The 19,100-nt window shown below is 40.4% G+C and carries 15 protein-coding genes; 5 read left to right on the top strand and 10 right to left on the bottom strand.

Annotation, left to right across the window (positions count from 1 at the left end):
* Positions 1-44 precede the first annotated feature (44 nt).
* From ICL16_RS09740 to ICL16_RS09705, 9 genes are all read right to left on the bottom strand, one after another.
* A complete protein-coding gene (locus tag ICL16_RS09740) occupies positions 45-299 on the bottom strand; it encodes a hypothetical protein (protein ID WP_190826794.1) in 255 nt (84 codons plus the stop codon).
* A 157-nt stretch (positions 300-456) separates the two neighbouring features.
* Positions 457-1,905, bottom strand: coding sequence for a BREX system Lon protease-like protein BrxL (gene brxL / locus ICL16_RS09735; RefSeq protein ID WP_190826792.1), 1,449 nt, complete (start codon positions 1,903-1,905; stop codon positions 457-459).
* Complete coding sequence (locus ICL16_RS09730) at positions 1,892-4,141, bottom strand: hypothetical protein (protein WP_238360694.1); 2,250 nt, start codon at positions 4,139-4,141, stop codon at positions 1,892-1,894. The genes brxL and ICL16_RS09730 overlap by 14 nt, the downstream gene beginning before the upstream one ends.
* Positions 4,134-8,777, bottom strand: coding sequence for a coiled-coil domain-containing protein (locus ICL16_RS09725; protein ID WP_190826790.1), 4,644 nt, complete (start codon positions 8,775-8,777; stop codon positions 4,134-4,136). The genes ICL16_RS09730 and ICL16_RS09725 overlap by 8 nt, the downstream gene beginning before the upstream one ends.
* Before the next feature lie 82 nt (positions 8,778-8,859).
* Positions 8,860-9,300, bottom strand: coding sequence for a hypothetical protein (locus tag ICL16_RS09720; protein WP_190826788.1), 441 nt, complete (start codon positions 9,298-9,300; stop codon positions 8,860-8,862).
* A complete protein-coding gene (locus ICL16_RS09715; RefSeq protein ID WP_190826786.1) occupies positions 9,287-10,114 on the bottom strand; it encodes a DUF4007 family protein in 828 nt (275 codons plus the stop codon). The genes ICL16_RS09720 and ICL16_RS09715 overlap by 14 nt, the downstream gene beginning before the upstream one ends.
* Positions 10,107-10,229, bottom strand: a complete 123-nt coding sequence (locus tag ICL16_RS46720; RefSeq protein WP_273038628.1) for a hypothetical protein — start codon at positions 10,227-10,229, stop codon at positions 10,107-10,109. The genes ICL16_RS09715 and ICL16_RS46720 overlap by 8 nt, the downstream gene beginning before the upstream one ends.
* On the bottom strand, positions 10,226-10,450 hold the full coding sequence (locus ICL16_RS09710) for a DUF433 domain-containing protein (protein WP_190826784.1): 225 nt from the start codon (positions 10,448-10,450) through the stop codon (positions 10,226-10,228). Before ICL16_RS09710 ends, ICL16_RS46720 begins: the two co-directional genes overlap by 4 nt.
* 157 nt (positions 10,451-10,607) lie before the next feature.
* The gene (locus tag ICL16_RS09705; protein WP_190826782.1) at positions 10,608-11,195 is read right to left on the bottom strand and encodes a Panacea domain-containing protein; all 588 of its coding nucleotides are present in this window, start codon (positions 11,193-11,195) and stop codon (positions 10,608-10,610) included.
* A gap of 151 nt (positions 11,196-11,346) precedes the next feature.
* On the opposite strand from ICL16_RS09705, the gene ICL16_RS09700 reads away from it, so the two are divergent.
* The 5 genes from ICL16_RS09700 (at position 11,347) to ICL16_RS44790 (ending at position 15,711) form a co-directional block, all read left to right on the top strand.
* Positions 11,347-11,733 (top strand): VOC family protein, encoded by a 387-nt coding sequence (locus ICL16_RS09700; protein WP_190826780.1) that lies wholly within the window; start codon positions 11,347-11,349, stop codon positions 11,731-11,733.
* A gap of 187 nt (positions 11,734-11,920) precedes the next feature.
* Positions 11,921-12,658 (top strand): class I SAM-dependent methyltransferase, encoded by a 738-nt coding sequence (locus tag ICL16_RS09695; protein WP_190826778.1) that lies wholly within the window; start codon positions 11,921-11,923, stop codon positions 12,656-12,658.
* Between the two features lie 75 nt (positions 12,659-12,733).
* Complete coding sequence (locus ICL16_RS09690) at positions 12,734-13,522, top strand: SDR family oxidoreductase (RefSeq protein ID WP_190826776.1); 789 nt, start codon at positions 12,734-12,736, stop codon at positions 13,520-13,522.
* A 437-nt stretch (positions 13,523-13,959) separates the two neighbouring features.
* Entirely contained in the window at positions 13,960-15,486 is a 1,527-nt protein-coding gene (bchB, locus tag ICL16_RS09685) for a ferredoxin:protochlorophyllide reductase (ATP-dependent) subunit B (protein WP_190826774.1), read from the top strand.
* 72 nt (positions 15,487-15,558) lie between these two features.
* Positions 15,559-15,711 carry a hypothetical protein gene (locus ICL16_RS44790; RefSeq protein ID WP_202895476.1) on the top strand — a complete coding sequence of 51 codons (153 nt, stop codon included), beginning with the start codon at positions 15,559-15,561 and terminating at the stop codon, positions 15,709-15,711.
* Between the two features lie 271 nt (positions 15,712-15,982).
* Here the strand turns inward: ICL16_RS44790 and ICL16_RS09675 are convergent.
* The coding region (locus tag ICL16_RS09675; protein ID WP_190826772.1) for a CHAT domain-containing tetratricopeptide repeat protein at positions 15,983-19,100 on the bottom strand (3,118 nt) is incomplete at its 5' end.

Genomic DNA, 19,100 nt, shown 5'->3' with positions numbered 1-19,100 from the left:
GTATGGTGAACAGTTACCAAGTTATCTTTGTGGACGTGCCAATTTCATGAATCAGATGGTAGGTTATATTTGCGACGCTGTTCCTCAGCAAATTCATCAAAAGAACGAAACCGATCTGCTTCAAAATCATCTAACCCCTGCTGAATACCTTTTATCGCCTCAATTGAGTCTTGTACTTCCCACTCTAAAGCATTGGTTAGCAATTGGGATGCAACAATATCAACATCTTGACCAAGCCTTGCAGCTTTGTCGCGCAGTAATGCTTCTAATTCTGGACTAAGCGTAACAAAAATAGCCATATATACTTCATGAATGCATCAAGCTTTATACGATATCTTACAACAGGTTTCACTCATTTAGACCACATCTTTTAGCGTTCTTCTTTGCGACTTTGCGACTTTGCGTGAGACAAAAAAGGTCTTTTCACCCACCATGAGATAATTTTACTGTTTCTCATCACTTTACCTCAACATAAATCTCTATACCCCCCTGTCTAAATTCATCATCAAGATGATATAACGAATTACGGATTGCTTGGCGTAGTCTCCGAGCGGGTTCTAAACAATCACGCTGGTAGTCCATTAATGTTAACTCTAAATGGGGATAGAGAATTTTCAGAAATCCTGATGCTGACTTGAGGATAGCATTCTGGTCACGAATAGTTGCATTTTGCTCAAATTGAGTATGTTCTTGTGCGTATAATATAAAGCGATTATCATGGCGCAGAGAAAGTAGTGCTTCCCCAAAGAAATCCATTTTTAAACCAACTTGAGATGCAACCATTTCTCTTTGAAACTTGGGAATTTCCCAACCAGGAATGATGCCAGCAATCCGATCTAGTAATGCAGTTTCCGCAAAAAACTTGGGTAAGTTAGCAATTAAATTCTCTTCATTACGAGGTCGTAATTCCTCATTTAATTCGATATTTGCTAGCATCACTAATCCACAGTCGCTGGAAATATCCGCAAAGCCAGAACGATTGTAACGACCACTGGCAAGATAATTTTTTAATGGACCAATGACCTCCAACGGATTATCAAAAGTTAAACTTTGAACTTCATCTAGCACAACAACATCGTGACGACCTAATAACCCTACCTCTTTAGTTTTACCGTTAATAAATAGCTGAGCGGGAGTAACTTTACCACCACTAATCAAGGTCACTTTACTACTAATATTTTCAAAAACAAAGCTTTTACCAGTTCCTTTAGGAGCTAGTTCCATGATGTGATAATTAGATTCCACTAATGGCAGTAATCTTGCTAGTATCCATGTTTTTGCTTCCTGATTATAACTCGGATGCTGGGGGTTAAAGCCCATTGAACAAAAAAGTAAATCTCGCCACTCTTGTGTATTAAACTTTGCTCGACAATCAGCATAAGATTGCAGGTTAACTTGAGAACATTGGAAGGGTTCAAAGTCTATGACTTCTACCTTACCGTTACTCAGCATAGCAAGGCTAATTTTTCCCCATACTCCATGACGTAGGAGCATTTTGTAGCGTTCTACAATTTCTGTAGAAATACTGCATTCGGTTAAATTGAGGACTGGTATTTGTGCTAATGGTTCGGGAATAACTCGTCCATTTTGTTCTAATTTGATTCTTACCTGCAACAAGGCAATAAGTTTTCGCACTTCTCCTTGAGTCAAATCAAAAATGATTTCGTTGCGATCGTCTTTGCGGGGAAATGCTTTTTTAACAAAGTTATTGACTGTTTCTAATTCTTGTGCTGTCAGCGCTCCTGAACCAGGCACTATTTTATCTAATAGCCATTCAGCTACAAAACTAGGCACACCAATTCCACTAAGTCCACTGGATGGCAGTCTGGTTTTATCAATACTGAGATTGCCAAAAACATCACTAACTAATTGATTATTATAGGTTATTGCTTCACAAGAATTCATCTATATCAATTCCTTTATTAATAAACATTTGGTTGATGATGATTTTAGACTCTGGTGCGAGGTGAGTGCTGATAACCGACGATGCCAATCTAAAGGTTAATTCGCCAGATAATGTTAATTCCTGAGATAAGGCATTACGATCGCTCACATATTTAGAAGGCACTTCAGGAATTGTGACGTTGAAGGTTTCTTTTTGATTGGCTGGAATTATTTGTTCTAAAGTCCTAGCAAAAGAGGGCAATTCATTAATGTACAGGTAAAGCTCTGTAAGCGGTACTGAGTTAGGATTATCGATAGTAATCTCCAGTTCGGCTGATTTTCCGGGTTTGCTTTCACCACGACAAACGATGATGACACGAAGATGTTGGACGAATTTTCGCAGCACAGATACACCCACGACAACTTCCTCAGGAAAAAGTCCACCGTGAGAACCAATGATTTTTTTGTTAGTCGTGTAGCTCAAAGACGACATACTAGCGGAACCTCTGACAATACTAATATCATGGGGAAGACCGTAACGCTCTCGCTCCAACACCACAAACCGAGGATCGTCTGTTTTACCAATTGCTATTCTTCCTTGCGGTTCCAATTCTTGGGGAAAGTAAGTGATTTTTTCGCAAACACCCATAATTTGACCATGATCGCTGGCGATCGCAACTCTAATTAGCTCCGGCTTAGGGTATGCTTCTACGAAAGACTGAATTTCCCTAGCAATACCTTCTAAGCTAGAGAGACGTTTAACATTGTAAAGATGTTGCCAATCTCTTTCTGTATGATGCAGTTTGTCAAACTGTTCTGTATCCCAGCAGTAAAGCTTGCATTTACCCGAACCTAAGTCTTGGCGCAGTTGTGCTATATGATTATCAGTATAACGCTTACCCATGCCCATTTTTGAGAAAGCTTTGCCAGCATCAGCAACCCAAGAAGAATCACTAGGCAAAAGTTGAGCGTACAAGCTCCACTTAGCATACTCAGTCTTAGTTGGCAAGATACTAAAACGAGGTTCGATGCATTCCACCCCAAATTGGTAATTTTCTGTCAGCAACGACAAGAGTTCTTGGTGATCTAACCATCCTAATCCATCAACCACAACCCAAAGTACAGGACTAGATTGGCAAAGATTTTGTACTAAAGATGCAACGCTATAGTTGAGATGAGAATTTTCTACCGAGTCTACCTTCATCTGGGGGTAATGCAAGAGCATCCACTCGACAAAACTATCCGCCAAGCGATCGCTAATTCTTTGCTCAACGGGGGGTTGATGAACAACTATTTCCCAGCGTCGGAAGGGGAGATAACTTTCACTAACCCAAGCAAGAGCAAGTTTTGGAGTAGCATCTAGCGCCAGGGGTTGAGGTTCAAGAGGAGATTGGCGAGATGCCAGTTCTTGCCTCTGTCTGGTGTTGAGAAAAGGAGCAACTTTTATTTCCCTCGCTCTATCAATCCAGTTAGGTCGATTTTGGAAAACTTTGTGGGCAATTGTTGCAATCCGCTCCATACCAGCTTGGTGGGAAGGTGTAAGATTATCTAATACTCTGCCTTCCGTGCGCAAAAGCTGTTCTTCCCAGTATCTATCAAAATCATCTGCAATCAAATCGGGAATTGGCAGGGGATACTTGCCTAATTCTGTAATCACTTCTTCAGCTATACCAAGCCAGCGACGCAGAAGTAATAATTTATCTTCAGTTTGGTAGTAGATTGCTAACTCGTGTTGAAACTGTTGTTGCCATTGCTCTAAAGGTTTACATTCTTCTGGTACTTGGATTGCTAGCCATGCGGCAAGATTTTCAATTGAAGGTTCGCCGAGCCAGATATCGCTACCAGTGATGTCGCACAGCAGGTAAGCGATTGGTTTGTCTTGGGGATAGGAGTCGAGTCTAGTAACAAGATTCAGTAGCTGTTTTTTGTCAGTCCACTCTTGTGGTAAAGGTAGGGGATGAAACAAAGCTGCTAATTTCACTGATGGATCTTGTTTAATTTCAATGTTCGCATCCATTTTGTGCCATGCTCGCAACCATGCTTCTGCCCATTTGCATAGTCGTTCACCTTTAACCCAACAAGGTGAGGAACTCACGCCAAAAGACTCGATCCACTCCACATCTGTTGTAATGGGGATATAGCTGGAGGGTATTTCGTATAACTCTGTAGGATCGAGTACAATAAATTTATCATCGTTTACCAGTTTACTGCTTGTTTGTGGTGGAGGGTCGAACAGACCAAAGCTTTGTTTAGCCATTTTCATCCTCCGTTTTATCTGAGAGATACTGTGCTAACCTCTCGTACAAACTCTGTCGTAGTCGCAGAGTCAGCGAACGGAATAACACCACAATTTGATTTACTGTGTCTTTCTCCTGTTCCTCAATGCATTGACGTTGAATGTTTTCTAACAATTCTAGTTGTTGAGGAGTTAAGAAGTTAATATACTGCGATTTTTCTGTTTCTATTTGTTCTAAAATATCGCTGGCTGCTTCAAGTTTTGCAGTATCATCAAGTAATTGGTTGATGTTGGCTGTTTCGGTTTCTAATTCTTGTAGCCACTTTTGGGCTGCGGCTTGTTGTCGCTGTATGATTTCTGCTTGTTTTTGTTCTAATTCGGTATAGAGGGAATTAAGGCGATCGCCTAATCTAGTAGTCACTTGAGTATCATTTTCCCACTGCCGCAATCTATCTAACTGAGCTTGACAAGATTCTAAAGTATTTACATTCACTAACTCAAATATTTGCAATAGCTCAATCAGCAATTTTAGTTCTGAACTAATGGTATTGTACTTTTCTTCAGCCTCAGAGTTTAAGTAACGCGCTGATTTTTTCAGTAATTCTTCTTGGCGTTTTTGCGCTTCTTTTGCTGTATTGATGTTTTCTAAGTTTTCTACTTCTTCTAGTTCTGTAATATATTCTTGGATTTTTTGCCGTAGATTATCTTCCAAATCAGAGAGTTTCGTACTGAAGCGAGGCTGCAAAATTCCCCTTTCACTGCCAATCATTGCCAATGCCGCATGACAACTGGCAATATTATCACATTGCTGACAGCGCATTTCTAGGTTTTGCAATCTTTCTAAGTCATCTACCAAAAGTTGGATTTCTTCTTTTAGTTCTTGATATGTCTGGTAATCAGCAGAATTTTTAAAGACTAAATCTAATTCAGCACATTCCGTGCTAATTCGATTGATATCTTTGAGACTATCTACTCTATAAATGCGAGTCGGTAAACTTGTTAACCTCTGATGAAAAGTTACTATTTTAGCTCTAAGTGAATTAAGAATTTCGTCAATTTCTGATGTATAATTAGTTGGGTAATGTAAACGGTTTCTAGTCGTTTCCACATCATTGATTGCTTGTTCGCACAAGTAAATAGTGCTGGTTTTAGATGCAGACGTGTATTGCCGAATCGCCTGCATGACTTGCGTATCTTCGTTGAGTTTTTGTTGTTCTTGGGCTTGAACGCTGACTTCTCTTTGCTTGCGATCGGCAGTACGAAAGGCGGTTTGTAAAGTTTCCAAGAAATGAGGCGGAAGGTCGGGAAACTGAGTAATTTGGTCAATAAATCGCTGAATATCTAGTTTATAATTATTACAAGCGTCTGCCGTTAGGAGTTTCTGAGCAAGCTGACTTTTCTCTTCAACCAGTAAGGCAATTTTCTCTTTTACAGTTTGCAGTGCGCGTAATGAGCGATCGCTTTGTTGTCTTGTCGGTTGCACTGAAATGACATTTGCGCGAATATCAATCGCTGGCGGGGAGAGGCGTAACTTGGGGTAAAGTTGTAGCAGTGTTTCCATTGTGCCATCAGAAAGTTTTTCTGCTTTTTCAACTGGTTGAAACCAAGTGTTAATTTTCTCAACCCCAGCACTAACCTGCTTTTTTTTCTTGATAAGTTCATCCGCTTCAGGTTCGGCTTCATTTGATTCCAGAAATGCCTCAACCGCCGCTAAATACTGCTGCGCTAAATCGTAGTTCATTGGAGAGGGCGGCAAAGTGGGTATTTCTGCCTTTTGACGACGAATCAGTTGAGATTTGCCTTTAACAATCCAGTCTTGAACAAAGTTAGTGGGGTTTTGTAAAATATCTGTGTTTCCCCAGTCTTTGAGAGATTGAGTTTTCACCTGCACGCTTCCTTTCTTGGATGAAAGTGCCACTGTTCCTCGAAGAGAAACTTCTTTGCGGTGGTAAGCTAGCCATCCTGCAAGCAAAATAGTGAAATTATACTCACTGTAACCGTAGGGTGGTTCGTTGAGAGCTTTCCAAATTTTTTCCAGATTAATAACTAATTCTGGCTTTCCTTGTAAGTCTGCTAGTTGGGAGATTTTATCCCAACCAGCGCGGATTTTTTCATGGATAGGTTCTTGAACAATGTATGTATCAGACGTTTTCTTGAATAAACGCCATAACCGACAAAAAATCTGATCGATGACGGTAGTGAAAGAATTGTCAGGAAAAGTTTGTTTACTTAAAGTATCTGCGAGTAAAATTTGTTTAGCAGTCCATGCAACAATTTTCTTACCTGTAGGATGATCTTGTCGCATCTTCTCAACTTCATCCACAGGAGGGACAAAGGGATAAATTTCTTGTAACAGGGCGCTGATGACTCGTTGCGGTTTGGTTTGTTCAGCAAGGGGAATTTTTTCCAGTACTATACAGTGATAGGTACAGGATTTAAATAATCTTTCTAGCTGGGTGTTCACTTGATCTTCCCAACGTTGGAGAAGTTGTTCGTAAGCAACTCCAAACAAACGTTTTTGAGCAGATTCTTGTTCTTTGAGAGTTTTAATTTTCAGCAGCACACGGCTTAAATTTCCAGTTTCCTCCGCTGGAATGGCAATGGCAATGTAATTTTTTATAGGAGATTTGGACAAGCGATCGCCTATTGTGAGGCGAAACTCTTGTAAATCTTCTTGAGTTTCTGCCAACACATATGCCAAAATTCCCTTTTCTTTGATGTCTCTCAGTATTTGGTTGCTATCCAGTGCCTTAATCAATTTATCAATACTATATATTTTATACTCAAATTGCCAGTCTTCTCCAACCAATTTGTTGTCCTTGACAAACTTGGTAGCAGTAATAGTTAAATCACCCAGGTATTCTTTAATCTTAGACTGACAGTGAACAACAACATCGTTGACAGAAGTTTGCTTATCTTTGATTATTTCTTCAATTTCTGCTTCAATGCCTGTAGGATTAATTCCTTCAAAGAAGCGATAAAGCTTAGTTTCTGGACGATAGTAAATAATGTCTCGCGTCTTTTCTAGTTTATCTAATGCTGCTTGAACTTTGGATTTTGGCAATCCAGTTAGACTTGCCAGAATTTCTTGATGTTCTTCTCTATCTGACTTGGTAAGTTTCTCGCCACTAGCATAAAATAAGAAAAGAGCTTTGAGTACAGCTAATTCATCATCAGGATCATCAGCACCAGCAACGAGAGTCAAAGCTTTTTTGTAATGAGTGTAAACCGATTCTTTGGAGAAGTTTTCAATAAAAGTATCGACAAGAGCAATAGGATAGATGTAGTTAAGTTTTCCTACTTTTTCTACTGGTTCATCTTGAATAAAGTTTTTGACATAACCCTTGATAAATTGAATAGCAGTCCGATCTTGGGTAAAGTCAAGATTGCACAAAAGGTATGCCGTTAGTGGATGGAGGGGGAAACAACCTTGAGAAAGGTGGCGATAAAAATCTTCTAAACTCCAGCCTTTTTCTCTATAAATTTTAATTCGTTGCTCGAAAGCAGTCCGAGCTTCTGCAAGTAGAGTGTTGTTCCAACGCTGAGTAAATGCTTGCCAAGAGGGTTGTTTTTCTTGTTGAATTATTAAGTTATCCAACACTAACTCTAAGCTAGAAACTGGGTTATCGTAAGTTTTGCCATCTTTAGGAGCAAGGCGACTAGCAATCTTCTCGTAGCTGGGTATTGCATTAGCTGAAATACCTAACGCCTTACTGGGATGAAATTGGGCAAAACTCAACAAGGCAATTTTTCCTTTGTAGTTTTCGCAGATGTTAGTGATATTTTGTAGTGCTGTTCCGCCTGCGCCGATTTGATCGGATGCCCAAGATTGCAAGTAGTAGTTGAGTTCATCAAATAAAATTAAAATACCCTGGAATCGAGCTTTTTCTCCTGTACAGTAATTATGCAGCAGGTCTTGGAGGATTGCTTCGATATCTACATCAGCGGAAAAATCAGGAGTAAATCCTGTAATTTCACGGGCAAGTTTTTTGACAGTGGGGATAACAGTAGGGTTATTTTCTCTCAGTTTGCGAATCAGGGAATTGAGATCGCCATCAGAGTAGTTTATACTTTGCAGATATTTGTGTGCTTTTGCTTTATCCTGTTCATTCAAACTTTCTAAGTAGTGCAGAGGTTCACTGCATGTACTTTGTACTAAGCTGTTATGAATACCTTCTTCTTCCAAGCTTTTAACAAGTACTTGCAGAAATTGCTTTTTAATGTTATCTGTAGTATCTCCACTCAAACAAATTACCAAGTGCTTGTGGCGTTGGTTTTGTTTGTAGAGTTCTAATGATTGTGCGATCGCTTCACCCTTACCAGATGTTGCCATCTTCACTTGACGCAAAATTCCCTGCACATGGGGACTTTCAAAAGACTGTTTAAAAAAATTAGCAATTACCACCGCAAAGTGAGACTTACCCTTACCGTAATCTTGTATGATGAGATGGATACTCGCCTCATTGCGGCTGTGATAGCTGCGTCGTATTGCATCCAAAATACCAACTGTCGATAACTCAGGCTTTTTCGGGTCATAGTTAAAAATGAAACCTTCGCACAGATTCAAATTCATCTGTGGGTCATCAATCATGCCAAAATTGACAGAATTGGCGACAATTCCTTTCTCATTAATTTCAACCAGTTGGTTAAGGAGCATAAAACTTAACTTTGACAATTTTGTAGCAGGTTGACAAAGTAGGGGTAGCGCACCTTCATTTTATGCCCCTACCAAACGCGAATTATCCTGATGGAATCCGCATAATACGCTGTTCAGACCAAGTTTTGGGTGCAAGTTGGTGCGGAAGTAATATCCACAACAGTCGCTCCAGTTTGCGCATCTGTTCCAAGTTCTTCCAGAAAAGAGTAATGTGACTCCCCGAATGGACTTGGAGATAAGTAATTAAACAATCCAAACCCTCCAGTAAAACCAGTGGTTTGTTTACTCGCAAACACATAGACTTAATAGCAGCCAATTCCCGATCCAAATCGTGATGAAGAGCAAGAAACTTTTCATCCTGATTTATTCTTTGTAGCAAATTTTCCCTGTAGTTGACCAGATGGGCATTATTGTGTAGCGCAACAAGCCTAATTTGAGCGTCATTATACTTATCCCAAAGTAGCAAATGAACTCGGTCATCCGGTCTAGCATCGCGCAAAGAAACTTTACTAATTTCTGTCATACGCCTTCTCCAAAAGTGCCAGTGGTTCATCCCAACGCGAGATTACCTGAAAAGGAGGCACTTTCCGTCGTTGTTCAACAATCCCGTAAGCTTCCAGGGTATTAAGTTGTTCTTGTAGCGCTTCTGCCTTGATCCCCAACACACTCCTCAGCCCCATTTTTTGGTTTAAGATCGACTCAGTGAGAACTGACCCATCGTCTTTAAAATCACGTTCCCATAGCTTTGCCAAGAAATATCCTACTAGGTATGGATTGGGCAAGCGGGCAGAACCAGCAAAATACTGGTCTTTTTCCTGAGTAATAAATTTACAGGATGCTAATGCTTGGGATTCAGTGTATGCTCCCAAGATATATCTGATTCTACCAGAGATGACTTTATTTTCTTCTTCAAAAACTAAACTATAGTGATGTAGTAGTTCATCACGGGTAAATTTGCTGTGCTGAGGTAAGAACGTGTAAATAAAGTAAGTCCATCCACCCCAATCAGCAGGGTTATCTGGTGGTTGATTTAGCCCGCGATCGCCAAAACTCAGATAAAAGTGCATCAACCAGTCTGTAGCATTTGATTCTAACTCAGGATCTAGTCGCCAGACAATTTCCCCTTCTGGGCTGAGACGATTATTTTTCAATAAACCTGCACGAGATGCCCAACTCTTGATCCTTCCTACCTTTGCATTACCCAGACTCGTTTTATCCATTAAGTTTTGCAAAGTATCATTTAAACCTTTGTTTCCAGTAGCAGCACGTAAGATTCTACTAATTTCATCTTTCTTAAGAGTGAAATTAGCATTAAAATGTAATTGCAATTTAGCCATAAAAATCGTTATGTCTCAAACCGAGATCGCGCAAAGCTAATACTGTAATACCAAATATGCTAGCGATCCAAGCTGCGATCGCAGGCGACAGGTGTGCGTCTACCCAGATCGTCATGCCACCAACACCGGATGATTAAGCTTATGCGAGGCGTATAAAAGTGCCGCGTTAAGATCATCCGCTTCAAGATCGGGCATTTCTGCCAGGATTTGTTCAGCACTAAGTCCAGCCGCAAACAAGTCCAGTACATCTGATACTCGAATTCTCATGCCCCTCAGGCAAGGGCGACCACCACACTGTTTAGGATTAACTGTAATTCTTCTAAGTAAGTCTGACATACGGTTTCACTCCATGATGAATCCTTGTCCCAGTATAAGTAAGTTAAACACTGCTTGCTCTACTCAAAACTTGGAATCTGCTAAATTGCCATCACATTTCAACCATTTGTCAACTGGCGCAAGTTTGTTGAAAGAACGCTTGAAATTTTCGGATTCTTCAATCGAGAAGGGAGTTGAGCCAGTCACGGACTTCTCCTTTGCTAATGCGAGTTGAAGATTGATTCGTAGAAGTATCTTTCAAAACTTCAGACATCACCGACTCATAGGCAGGGTTGTCACGCTCTATCACATCAAGCTTTTGATAACCTAATGCTTTCATGTCCTCAAGAAGAATCGGCTTAGTTGAACTTGCTTGAGGAAGTAATCCCTTACGAGCTTTCAGCCAAGGAAATTCCAAGTGAGTCATCCCACTAAGTCCATAAGCATGGTAGCCGCCAAAGTATTCCCAAACTTCCTCTAAGAGTTCCTTCTTCTCATTAGGAATCTGTAACAAGAATTCTTTGCTAGGAATTGGTAATTGATTAGCTTCAAATTCGCTGTAAAATCTGTAAGCCGGAGGACACACAGGACCATATCGCCTGGGTTGGATTTCTTCATTAAACAATGGCTCATCGTACAATGCCAAATGCAGGCATTGTGTATAATACAGAAGCTTTTGAACCTTCATGTTGGTCATTTCAGCTTCTATACCGTCCTCATAAGTCTTCACAATGAAGTAACGAGCCACAATGAGACAATCGATCATAGCAACAGACGCGCAGATCAAAGTTAACTTTTTAGCTAGCGCAAATTTTTAGCTAAGCATACACATCTTATTATAATATAAGCTGTGAAATAATACAAATATACTACTTTAACCGTGTCTTCATAAAGATTCTACAAAAGGAGAAAAGATCTTGAAGTTGGGATATATTATTGCTTACGTCCAAAATGTGTCCGCTACTGTGAAATTTTATCAGCAAGCGTTTGGGTTAATGCACCGATTTATACATGAAAGCGGGCAATATGCCGAAATAGAGACAGGTACAACAACCCTTGCTTTTGCCGCGAATGAACTTGCAACATCAAATCTTTCAAAAGGATACCAAGAAAATAGATTAGCGAATCTACCAACAGGAATTGAAATTGGTTTTGTTACAAAAGATGTCTCAGCCGCGTTTGCACGTGCAGTAGAAGCAGGTGCTGATACTGTTGTAGAACCCAAAGTGAAACCTTGGGGACAAACCGTCGCCTATGTTCGCGATTTAGACGGAATTTTGGTTTCAATCAATAGCCCAATATGAATGGAACGAGAATTACCTCACTCGATAATTTAAATTGTAGCCAAAACGAGCGGGCGATCGTCCCAACAAGAAGTTGCCATTGCCCTACGCTCTCCAAAAAATTAAGGATTTGGCTATGCTATTGCTTATGAGTAGGCAAGTCTATTAGTATAACTGGTATTGGGAAATCAAAAAATGCTTTAAAACAATGACTTATACAAAGAATGATGGAAATTCATCTGCTTACTCTAATGAATTTTTTAATAACGAATGGAGAATTTATCAAAAAGTACTAAACAACAATTACCTGAGACATGGGGAAATATACAGTATACTACACAAATTACTGGTTAACTACTTTCAAAAATCCTTTAGTATGCTTGACCTTGGATGTGGTGATTGTACTTTTATAACTCAAGCTTTATTAAATACCACTATTACTGAATATCAGGGTGTAGACCTCTCTGAATCAGCCTTGAAAATTGCTCGCTCTAACATGGCGTCTCTTGATTGCGAAAAAAACTTCATTCAAGGCAATTTCTTGGAAGTGGTTCCCGAATTAGTGAATCAGCGTCATGATAGGTTTGATATCATTGTAGCTTCTTATGCACTCCACCACTTGAGTTTTGAGCAGAAGGACTTGATGATTGGACAGTTAGCTTCTCTGCTTCAAGCTGGTGGCGCTTTTATTCTCATAGATGTTGTTCGCCGAAAAGAAGAAGTTCGAGAAGTCTTCATGAAACGTTATCTAGAGGGAGTACGCAAACACTGGTCTTTACTCACCCCGCAAGAGTATTTGATGACTGAAAACCACATTTCTTCACAAGATTTTCCTGAAACTCAAGAAGCTTTGTACGAAATTTCCCGAAAACACAACTTTACTCGTGCTGAGTGCCTCTACTGCGACCCGTTAGATGTCATACAATTATTATGCTTTTACCGATAACTTAACTTATATTTTGCACCTGTAAAGGTAAACCATAATTTGACTAAATTCTGAATAAGGTAAAACTATTTAATTATGAAGCAATTTACTGGTAAAGTTGTTTTGATTACAGGAGGTAATTCTGGTATCGGCAAAGCTACAGCATTGGCTTTTGCTGAGTCAGGGGCAAAAGTAGTGATTGCTGGCAGGAGAATCAAAGAAGGTGAAGAGACTGTTAATTTAATACAAAAGGCAGGTAGTTCAAGTATTTTTATCCCTACAGATATTACTCAAGAAACAGAAGTTAAAAATTTAATCAGCCAAACAGTTAAAACTTTTGGTCGTTTAGATTATGCATTTAATAATGCTGGAACTCCGGGAATTTTAAAAGTCAATATGGATGAATCGGAAGAAAATTGGAATCAAATTATTAATACTAATTTGAAAGGAGTTTGGCTATGTATGAAATATCAAATTCCGGAAATGTGTAAAAATGGTGGTGGTGCTATTGTGAATAATGCTTCTATTAGAGGATTAGTTGCTGCTAATATAACTAATCAGCAAGAAAATCAACCACAACATAATATTCATTTTTATTGTACTAGCAAACATGCAGTTTTAGGACTTACTAAATCTTTAGCCGTACAATATGCTAAGGATGGTATTAGAATTAATGCTGTTTGCCCAGGAACTATTATAACTCCTATGGTAAAGTCAGCTTTAAGTGAGGAAACAATCAATAATTACAGTAATCAATATCCCATAAAACGACTGGGTACACCTGAAGAAATTGCTCAGGCAGTATTATGGTTATGTTCAGATTCAGCTAATTTTGTGATTGGACATTCATTAGTTTTAGATGGTGGTTTAACTATTCAACATTAGTTTTAGATGATGATACAGAAATCCCATGTTTTCAAGCACAGATACCCTTGCTTGCGTGCCTTCTGAACTCGTGATTGAAGTGAGGCTAAAAAAACTGCCAAAAAATCTATTTTTCCTCTACAGCCTCACAGTAAAGTCAAAGCAGCCCATTTTGGGGTCAAATTAAGACGAAAACTAGTGCTGGAGAGCTTTCTTCTCGTTATCATGCTCTGCATGATTAAGATTCGTATCAGTTGAGCAACCAAAATGTCGTGAACATAAAAGGCTCAATTCCAACAAGTAAAACCATTTCAGCGCTCAACACCAATAAAATATCCTCTAAATCTCCACTTTGTGTAGTTGGGCAAGTTCTGCGAAAATCAAAAACGATTTAAAATTCAAGCACTAATCGTCCTTTTATCTTTGGACATTTGTTTTCATTAAAGGGAGAACTTGTAATGAAATTAGCTTACTGGATGTATGCTGGTCCTGCGCACATAGGCACATTGCGCGTTGCCAGTTCCTTTAAAAATGTTCATGCGATTATGCACGCGCCTCTGGGGGATGACTACTTCAATGTCATGCGCTCTATGCTTGAGCGGGAGAGAAACTTTACTCCAGTGACAGCTAGTATTGTCGATCGCAACGTATTAGCACGCGGTTCCCAGGAAAAAGTAGTAGACAACATCACCCGTAAAGACCAAGAGGAACGTCCAGATCTGATTGTGTTAACTCCCACCTGTACTTCTAGTATTTTACAAGAAGACCTGCAAAACTTTGTCGAGCGGGCGCAGTTGGAAGCAAAGTCAGACGTATTGCTGGCAGATGTGAACCACTACCGCGTTAATGAGTTGCAAGCTGCCGATCGCACTCTACATCAAATCGTCCAATACTACATTGAGAAAGCTCGCAAAAAAGGCGAACTCCCACAAGCCAAAACCGAAAAACCCTCTGTCAACATCATTGGTATTTCCACCCTTGGTTTCCACAACCAGCACGACTGCACTGAATTAAAGCGGTTGATGGCTGACTTGGGCATTGAAGTTAATGCGGTGATTCCCGAAGGTGCTTCTGTTCACGAGTTAAAGAACTTACCCCGCGCTTGGTTTAACCTTGTGCCTTACCGTGAACTAGGTGTATTGGCTGCTCAGTACCTAGAAAAAGAATTTGGCATACCCTACGTAGATATTACCCCAATGGGTGTAGTAGAAACTGCTAGATGTATCCGTAAAATTCAGCAGGTAATCAACGCTCAAGGCGCTGATGTTGACTACGAAGAGTTTATCAACGAGCAAACGTTGTATGTATCACAAGCTGCATGGTTTTCTCGTTCCATTGACTGTCAGAACCTAACAGGCAAAAAAGCTGTGGTATTTGGTGACAGTACCCACGCTGCGGCTATGACCAAGATTCTAGCACGGGAAATGGGCATTCACGTTGTTTGGGCGGGAACTTACTGCAAGTACGATGCTGACTGGTTCCGCAGCCAAGTGAGTGAGTACTGCGATGAAGTGTTAATTACTGAAGATCATGGCATGATTGGGGATGCGATCGCTCGCGTTGAACCTTCTGCTATTTTCGGTACGCAAATGGAGCGTCACGTTGGTAAGCGTTTAGATATTCCCTGCGGTGTAATTGCCGCGCCCATCCACATCCAAAACTTCCCCATTGGTTACAAACCATTCATGGGTTACGAAGGTACTAACCAAATTGCCGATTTAGTGTACAATTCCTTTACCTTGGGAATGGAAGATCATCTGTTAGAAATCTTTGGTGGACATGATACTAAAGAAGTTATTACCAAAGGTATTTCTGCTGATTCCGATCTTAGCTGGAACAAAGAAGCGCAAGCAGAATTGAACAAAATTCCAGGATTTGTACGTGGTAAAGTCAAGCGCAATACCGAGAAATTTGCACGCGATCGTAATATCAACGTCATCACAGTAGAAGTGATGTACGCTGCTAAAGAATCTGTCGGGGCATAATTGGCGGTTAACTAATAAAATACAGGGGTGAAGAGTCTGGTTTACTCTTCACTCTAAATGATGGGTTAAGCAATGACAATAGCATCATTATTTCAATGGGTGGAACTTAATCAAGATGTTCCCAATGGCTCAGTTCAACTCGGCGGTCGCGCAGTTGTATTAGATCATCTACAACTTACCAAAAATCAGCCTGAGCCTGGATATACCCTGGAAGTTTTCCAATAAGGGGAAACTTTAGACGTAATTTCTGTACCTATTTCTTGGGTGACACCTCTACCTAAAATGTGGGGAAATACTAAATACACGTCAACTGACACCAATGTGATTTTGGATTCCAGAAAGTAACACGCTACTATTTAGTGCATCAAATCTTTAACTATGTAAAAATTTCGCGTTTTCCATTGTTGGAAGTAGGAATTCGGTACATAACTGGTGTAGTCGTCATCCTGTTACAATACAAACACTTGACTAACTATAGACAGCTTACTACATATAATTACTTTAAGCGAAGTGGAGTCCAATCTCCTGATGGTACAAAGCTAGCCCAATAATAAGGATGCGTATATCTAGGGTCAGATAGTAACTCAAGTTGTGCTTCTCTAAGCGCCTGGTGTCTACCCTTACCTGCTTTTAATCCTTGATAATACTTCACCATCAGGTCTTTTGTGCCTGTATCATCTACTACCCACAAGCTGAGGATCTGACTTTGAGAACCTGCCATCACCAGCGCGCGGCGCAATCCATACAATCCTTCACCCACTTTCACATCGCCTAATCCAGTTTTACAAGCAGATAGTACTACCAACTGTGTTCCGTGTAAATCTAATCCTGCCACTTCTAATGCGGTGAGTACTCCATCATCAGTGAATGCTTGTGCAGTATGGCGATTGTTGATTCCAGCCAGCGCTAACCCAGCACGCAAAAGGGGATTTTCTTGTTGAAATCTCTGCGGTGGCTGTTGTAAGTTCTTTACCAATTCTGTAGGTAGGTCAAGTTTAATATCTTGAAAAAAGAAACCGTGAGTAGCTAAGTGTAGGATACTTGGAGTTGAAAGTTTTTTAATCGCGGTTTCTGTCGCTTGCTTGCCTAATAGGACCTTGGTATTAGGAAAAATCGCTTTGATTTTTTGTGCTTCTTCAGTGGTGGCAGCAAGCGCTCCAAATTTTAAGCTGGCTAAGTCAGTAGAGCGGAGATTGTGGTTGTTAGGGCGATCGGTAGTTGCAGCAGTAATTTCCATTTGGTCATAGTCAACGCCCGCAAATACAACAGGAGTAGAATTACTAGCTGATGAATCTAATTGTAATAAATCTCTTCCAGAAGTTAAATAGGAAAATGCATAGCGTTCAATTAGATACTTGCCTTCCTTATCCCTCAGCGCCTCAAAGGGAATGAGCGTTAGTTGTCCATCAGGCGATAGTAGTAAATGATGTGCATCGCCTAAGTACGGTCGAATAGGTGTCATGATTTGCTCATCTAACTTTCGGGCAACTTCATGCGCTGATGCGATGAGTGATGGATTCGGCAAGGTTTTACGCAGATTAGCAACAGACTTGTCTATAGCTGAAGCTTCCCCCAAGTCTACCCACTTTGGTTCCCCAGAAGAGCGTATCACCACTGCCGCATAACGTGGATTGCCCCATGTTTCACTGTGCTTTTGAGCTTTGGCGTTGAATGGTTGATATTGTACAATTTCAATTATGGCTGCATCCTTAGGTATTTTGGCTTGAATAGCTGATAACTCTACTGGTTGGATTGTTTTACGAAATTCAGCGCTTCGCTTGCTTATTTTCTCTTCCAACTTTTGTCTTTGGGCTTCGAGTTGCGAGAATGTGTCTTTGTTCTGCTGGAGTATTGTTTTTTCTTTATACTCCAGTGCGGATTGCTGCTGTAGAACACTTAACCACTCATCAAATAACCATAGGAGTTCTGGCTTGTTTGCTAGTTGAGAACGCAGAATTTGAACACTGTCAGCCATCGCATCCAACACCCGCCCTTTGTGGCGTAGTACTGTGGTGACTGCGAGTTGGGCTGCTGTTGAGTTGTTGCGTGCTTCTTGCAAAGCGAGAGAAATGATAGGATTGGTAGTTGTATATTTAACGTCGTTCATGTAAATTTGTTTACTTTGTTCTGAGTTTCGAGCAAAGTTGTCCACTAATTCCTTTTCTTCAATTTCTAGCAAATTTTGTAACAAATCAATGGCACGAGCAACATTCCCTTGTGCAAGGTACAAAAGAGTAAAATTGTTAAGGAGACGTATGACAAAAATATTAAATAAAGAAAGATGAGAGTTCTGAGATAGTATTTTCTCAAAAATTTCCAGAGAGCGTTTAAACAAAGGTTCCGCTAGTTGATAGTTCCTCTGTTTGTAGTACACTATAGCCAAACGGCTAAGAAAAACGGCGACATCCACATCAAAAGGTTCCTGAGGCGGTGCTTCAATAATTTCCAGACAGCGTTTTAACAACGGTTCGGCAAGTTGATAGTTTCCCTGGTCTTCGTACAATCGAGCCAAATTGCTAACAGAAGTGAGGACACCCGGATGTGACTGACCCAGTGCTTTTTCTTTAATTGCTAGATCGCGTTTTAACCACTGTTCCGCAAGTTGATAGTTCCCCTGGTCTTTGTACAGTTGAGCCAGTTTCTCAACAGACCAGGTGACCGAATAATGTGACTGACCTAGTGCTTTTTCTCTAATTGCTAGAGCGCGTTTATACAAAGGTTCCGCGAGTTGATAGTTCCTCTGGTAGTATTGGTACAGTTGAGCCAATTTGTCAACAGAAGTAGCGACATCCGGATGTGATTGACCGAGTGCTTTCTCTCTAATTTCTAGAGCGCGTTTTAACCACTGTTCCGCAAATTGGTATTTCCCCTGGTCCTGGTACAGTTGAGCCAAATTGTCAACAGAAGTGGCAACATCCAGATGTTCTTGACCAAGTGCTTTCTCTCTAATTTCTAGATCGCGTTTTAACCACTGTTCCGCAAGTTGATAGTTCCCCTGGTCTTTGTACTGTTGAACAAACTTCTTAATAGAACTGGTGACATCCGAATGTGACTGACCAAGTGCTTTCTCTCTAATTTCTAGAGCGCGTTTATACAACGGTTCGGCAAGTTGATAGTTCCTCTGGTTTTGGTACAGTCGAGCCAAATTTTCAATAGAAGTGGCGACATCCGGATGTTCTTGACTTAGTGCTTTCTCTCTAATTACCAGAGAGCGTTTATACAAAGGTTCCGCTAGTTGATAGTTCCTCTGTTCGTGATACAGTAGAGCCAATTTGTCAACAGAAGTGGCGACATCCAGATGTTCCGGTCTCAGTACTTTCTCTCTAATTACCAGAGAGCGTTTATACAAAGGTTCCGCTAGTTGATATTTCCTCTGTTCGTGGTACAGTTGTGCCAATTTGTTAACAGAAGTGGCGACCGAAGGATGTTCGTGACCTAGTGCTTTCTCTCTAATTATTAGATCGCGTTTTAACCACTGTTCGGCAAGTTGATAATTCTTCTGGTCTTTGTACAGTCGAATCAAATCGTCAAGAGACTTGGCGACCGAAGGATGTTCGTGACCTAGTGCTTTCTCTCTAATTATTAGATCGCGTTTTAACCACTGTTCGGCAAGT

The organism is Iningainema tapete BLCC-T55, assembly GCF_014698965.1.
GTDB classification, from domain to species: Bacteria; Cyanobacteriota; Cyanobacteriia; order Cyanobacteriales; family Nostocaceae; genus Iningainema; species Iningainema tapete.
The sequence above is the reverse complement of the archived record's forward strand: the minus strand, read 5'-3'. Positions and strand labels throughout refer to the sequence as shown.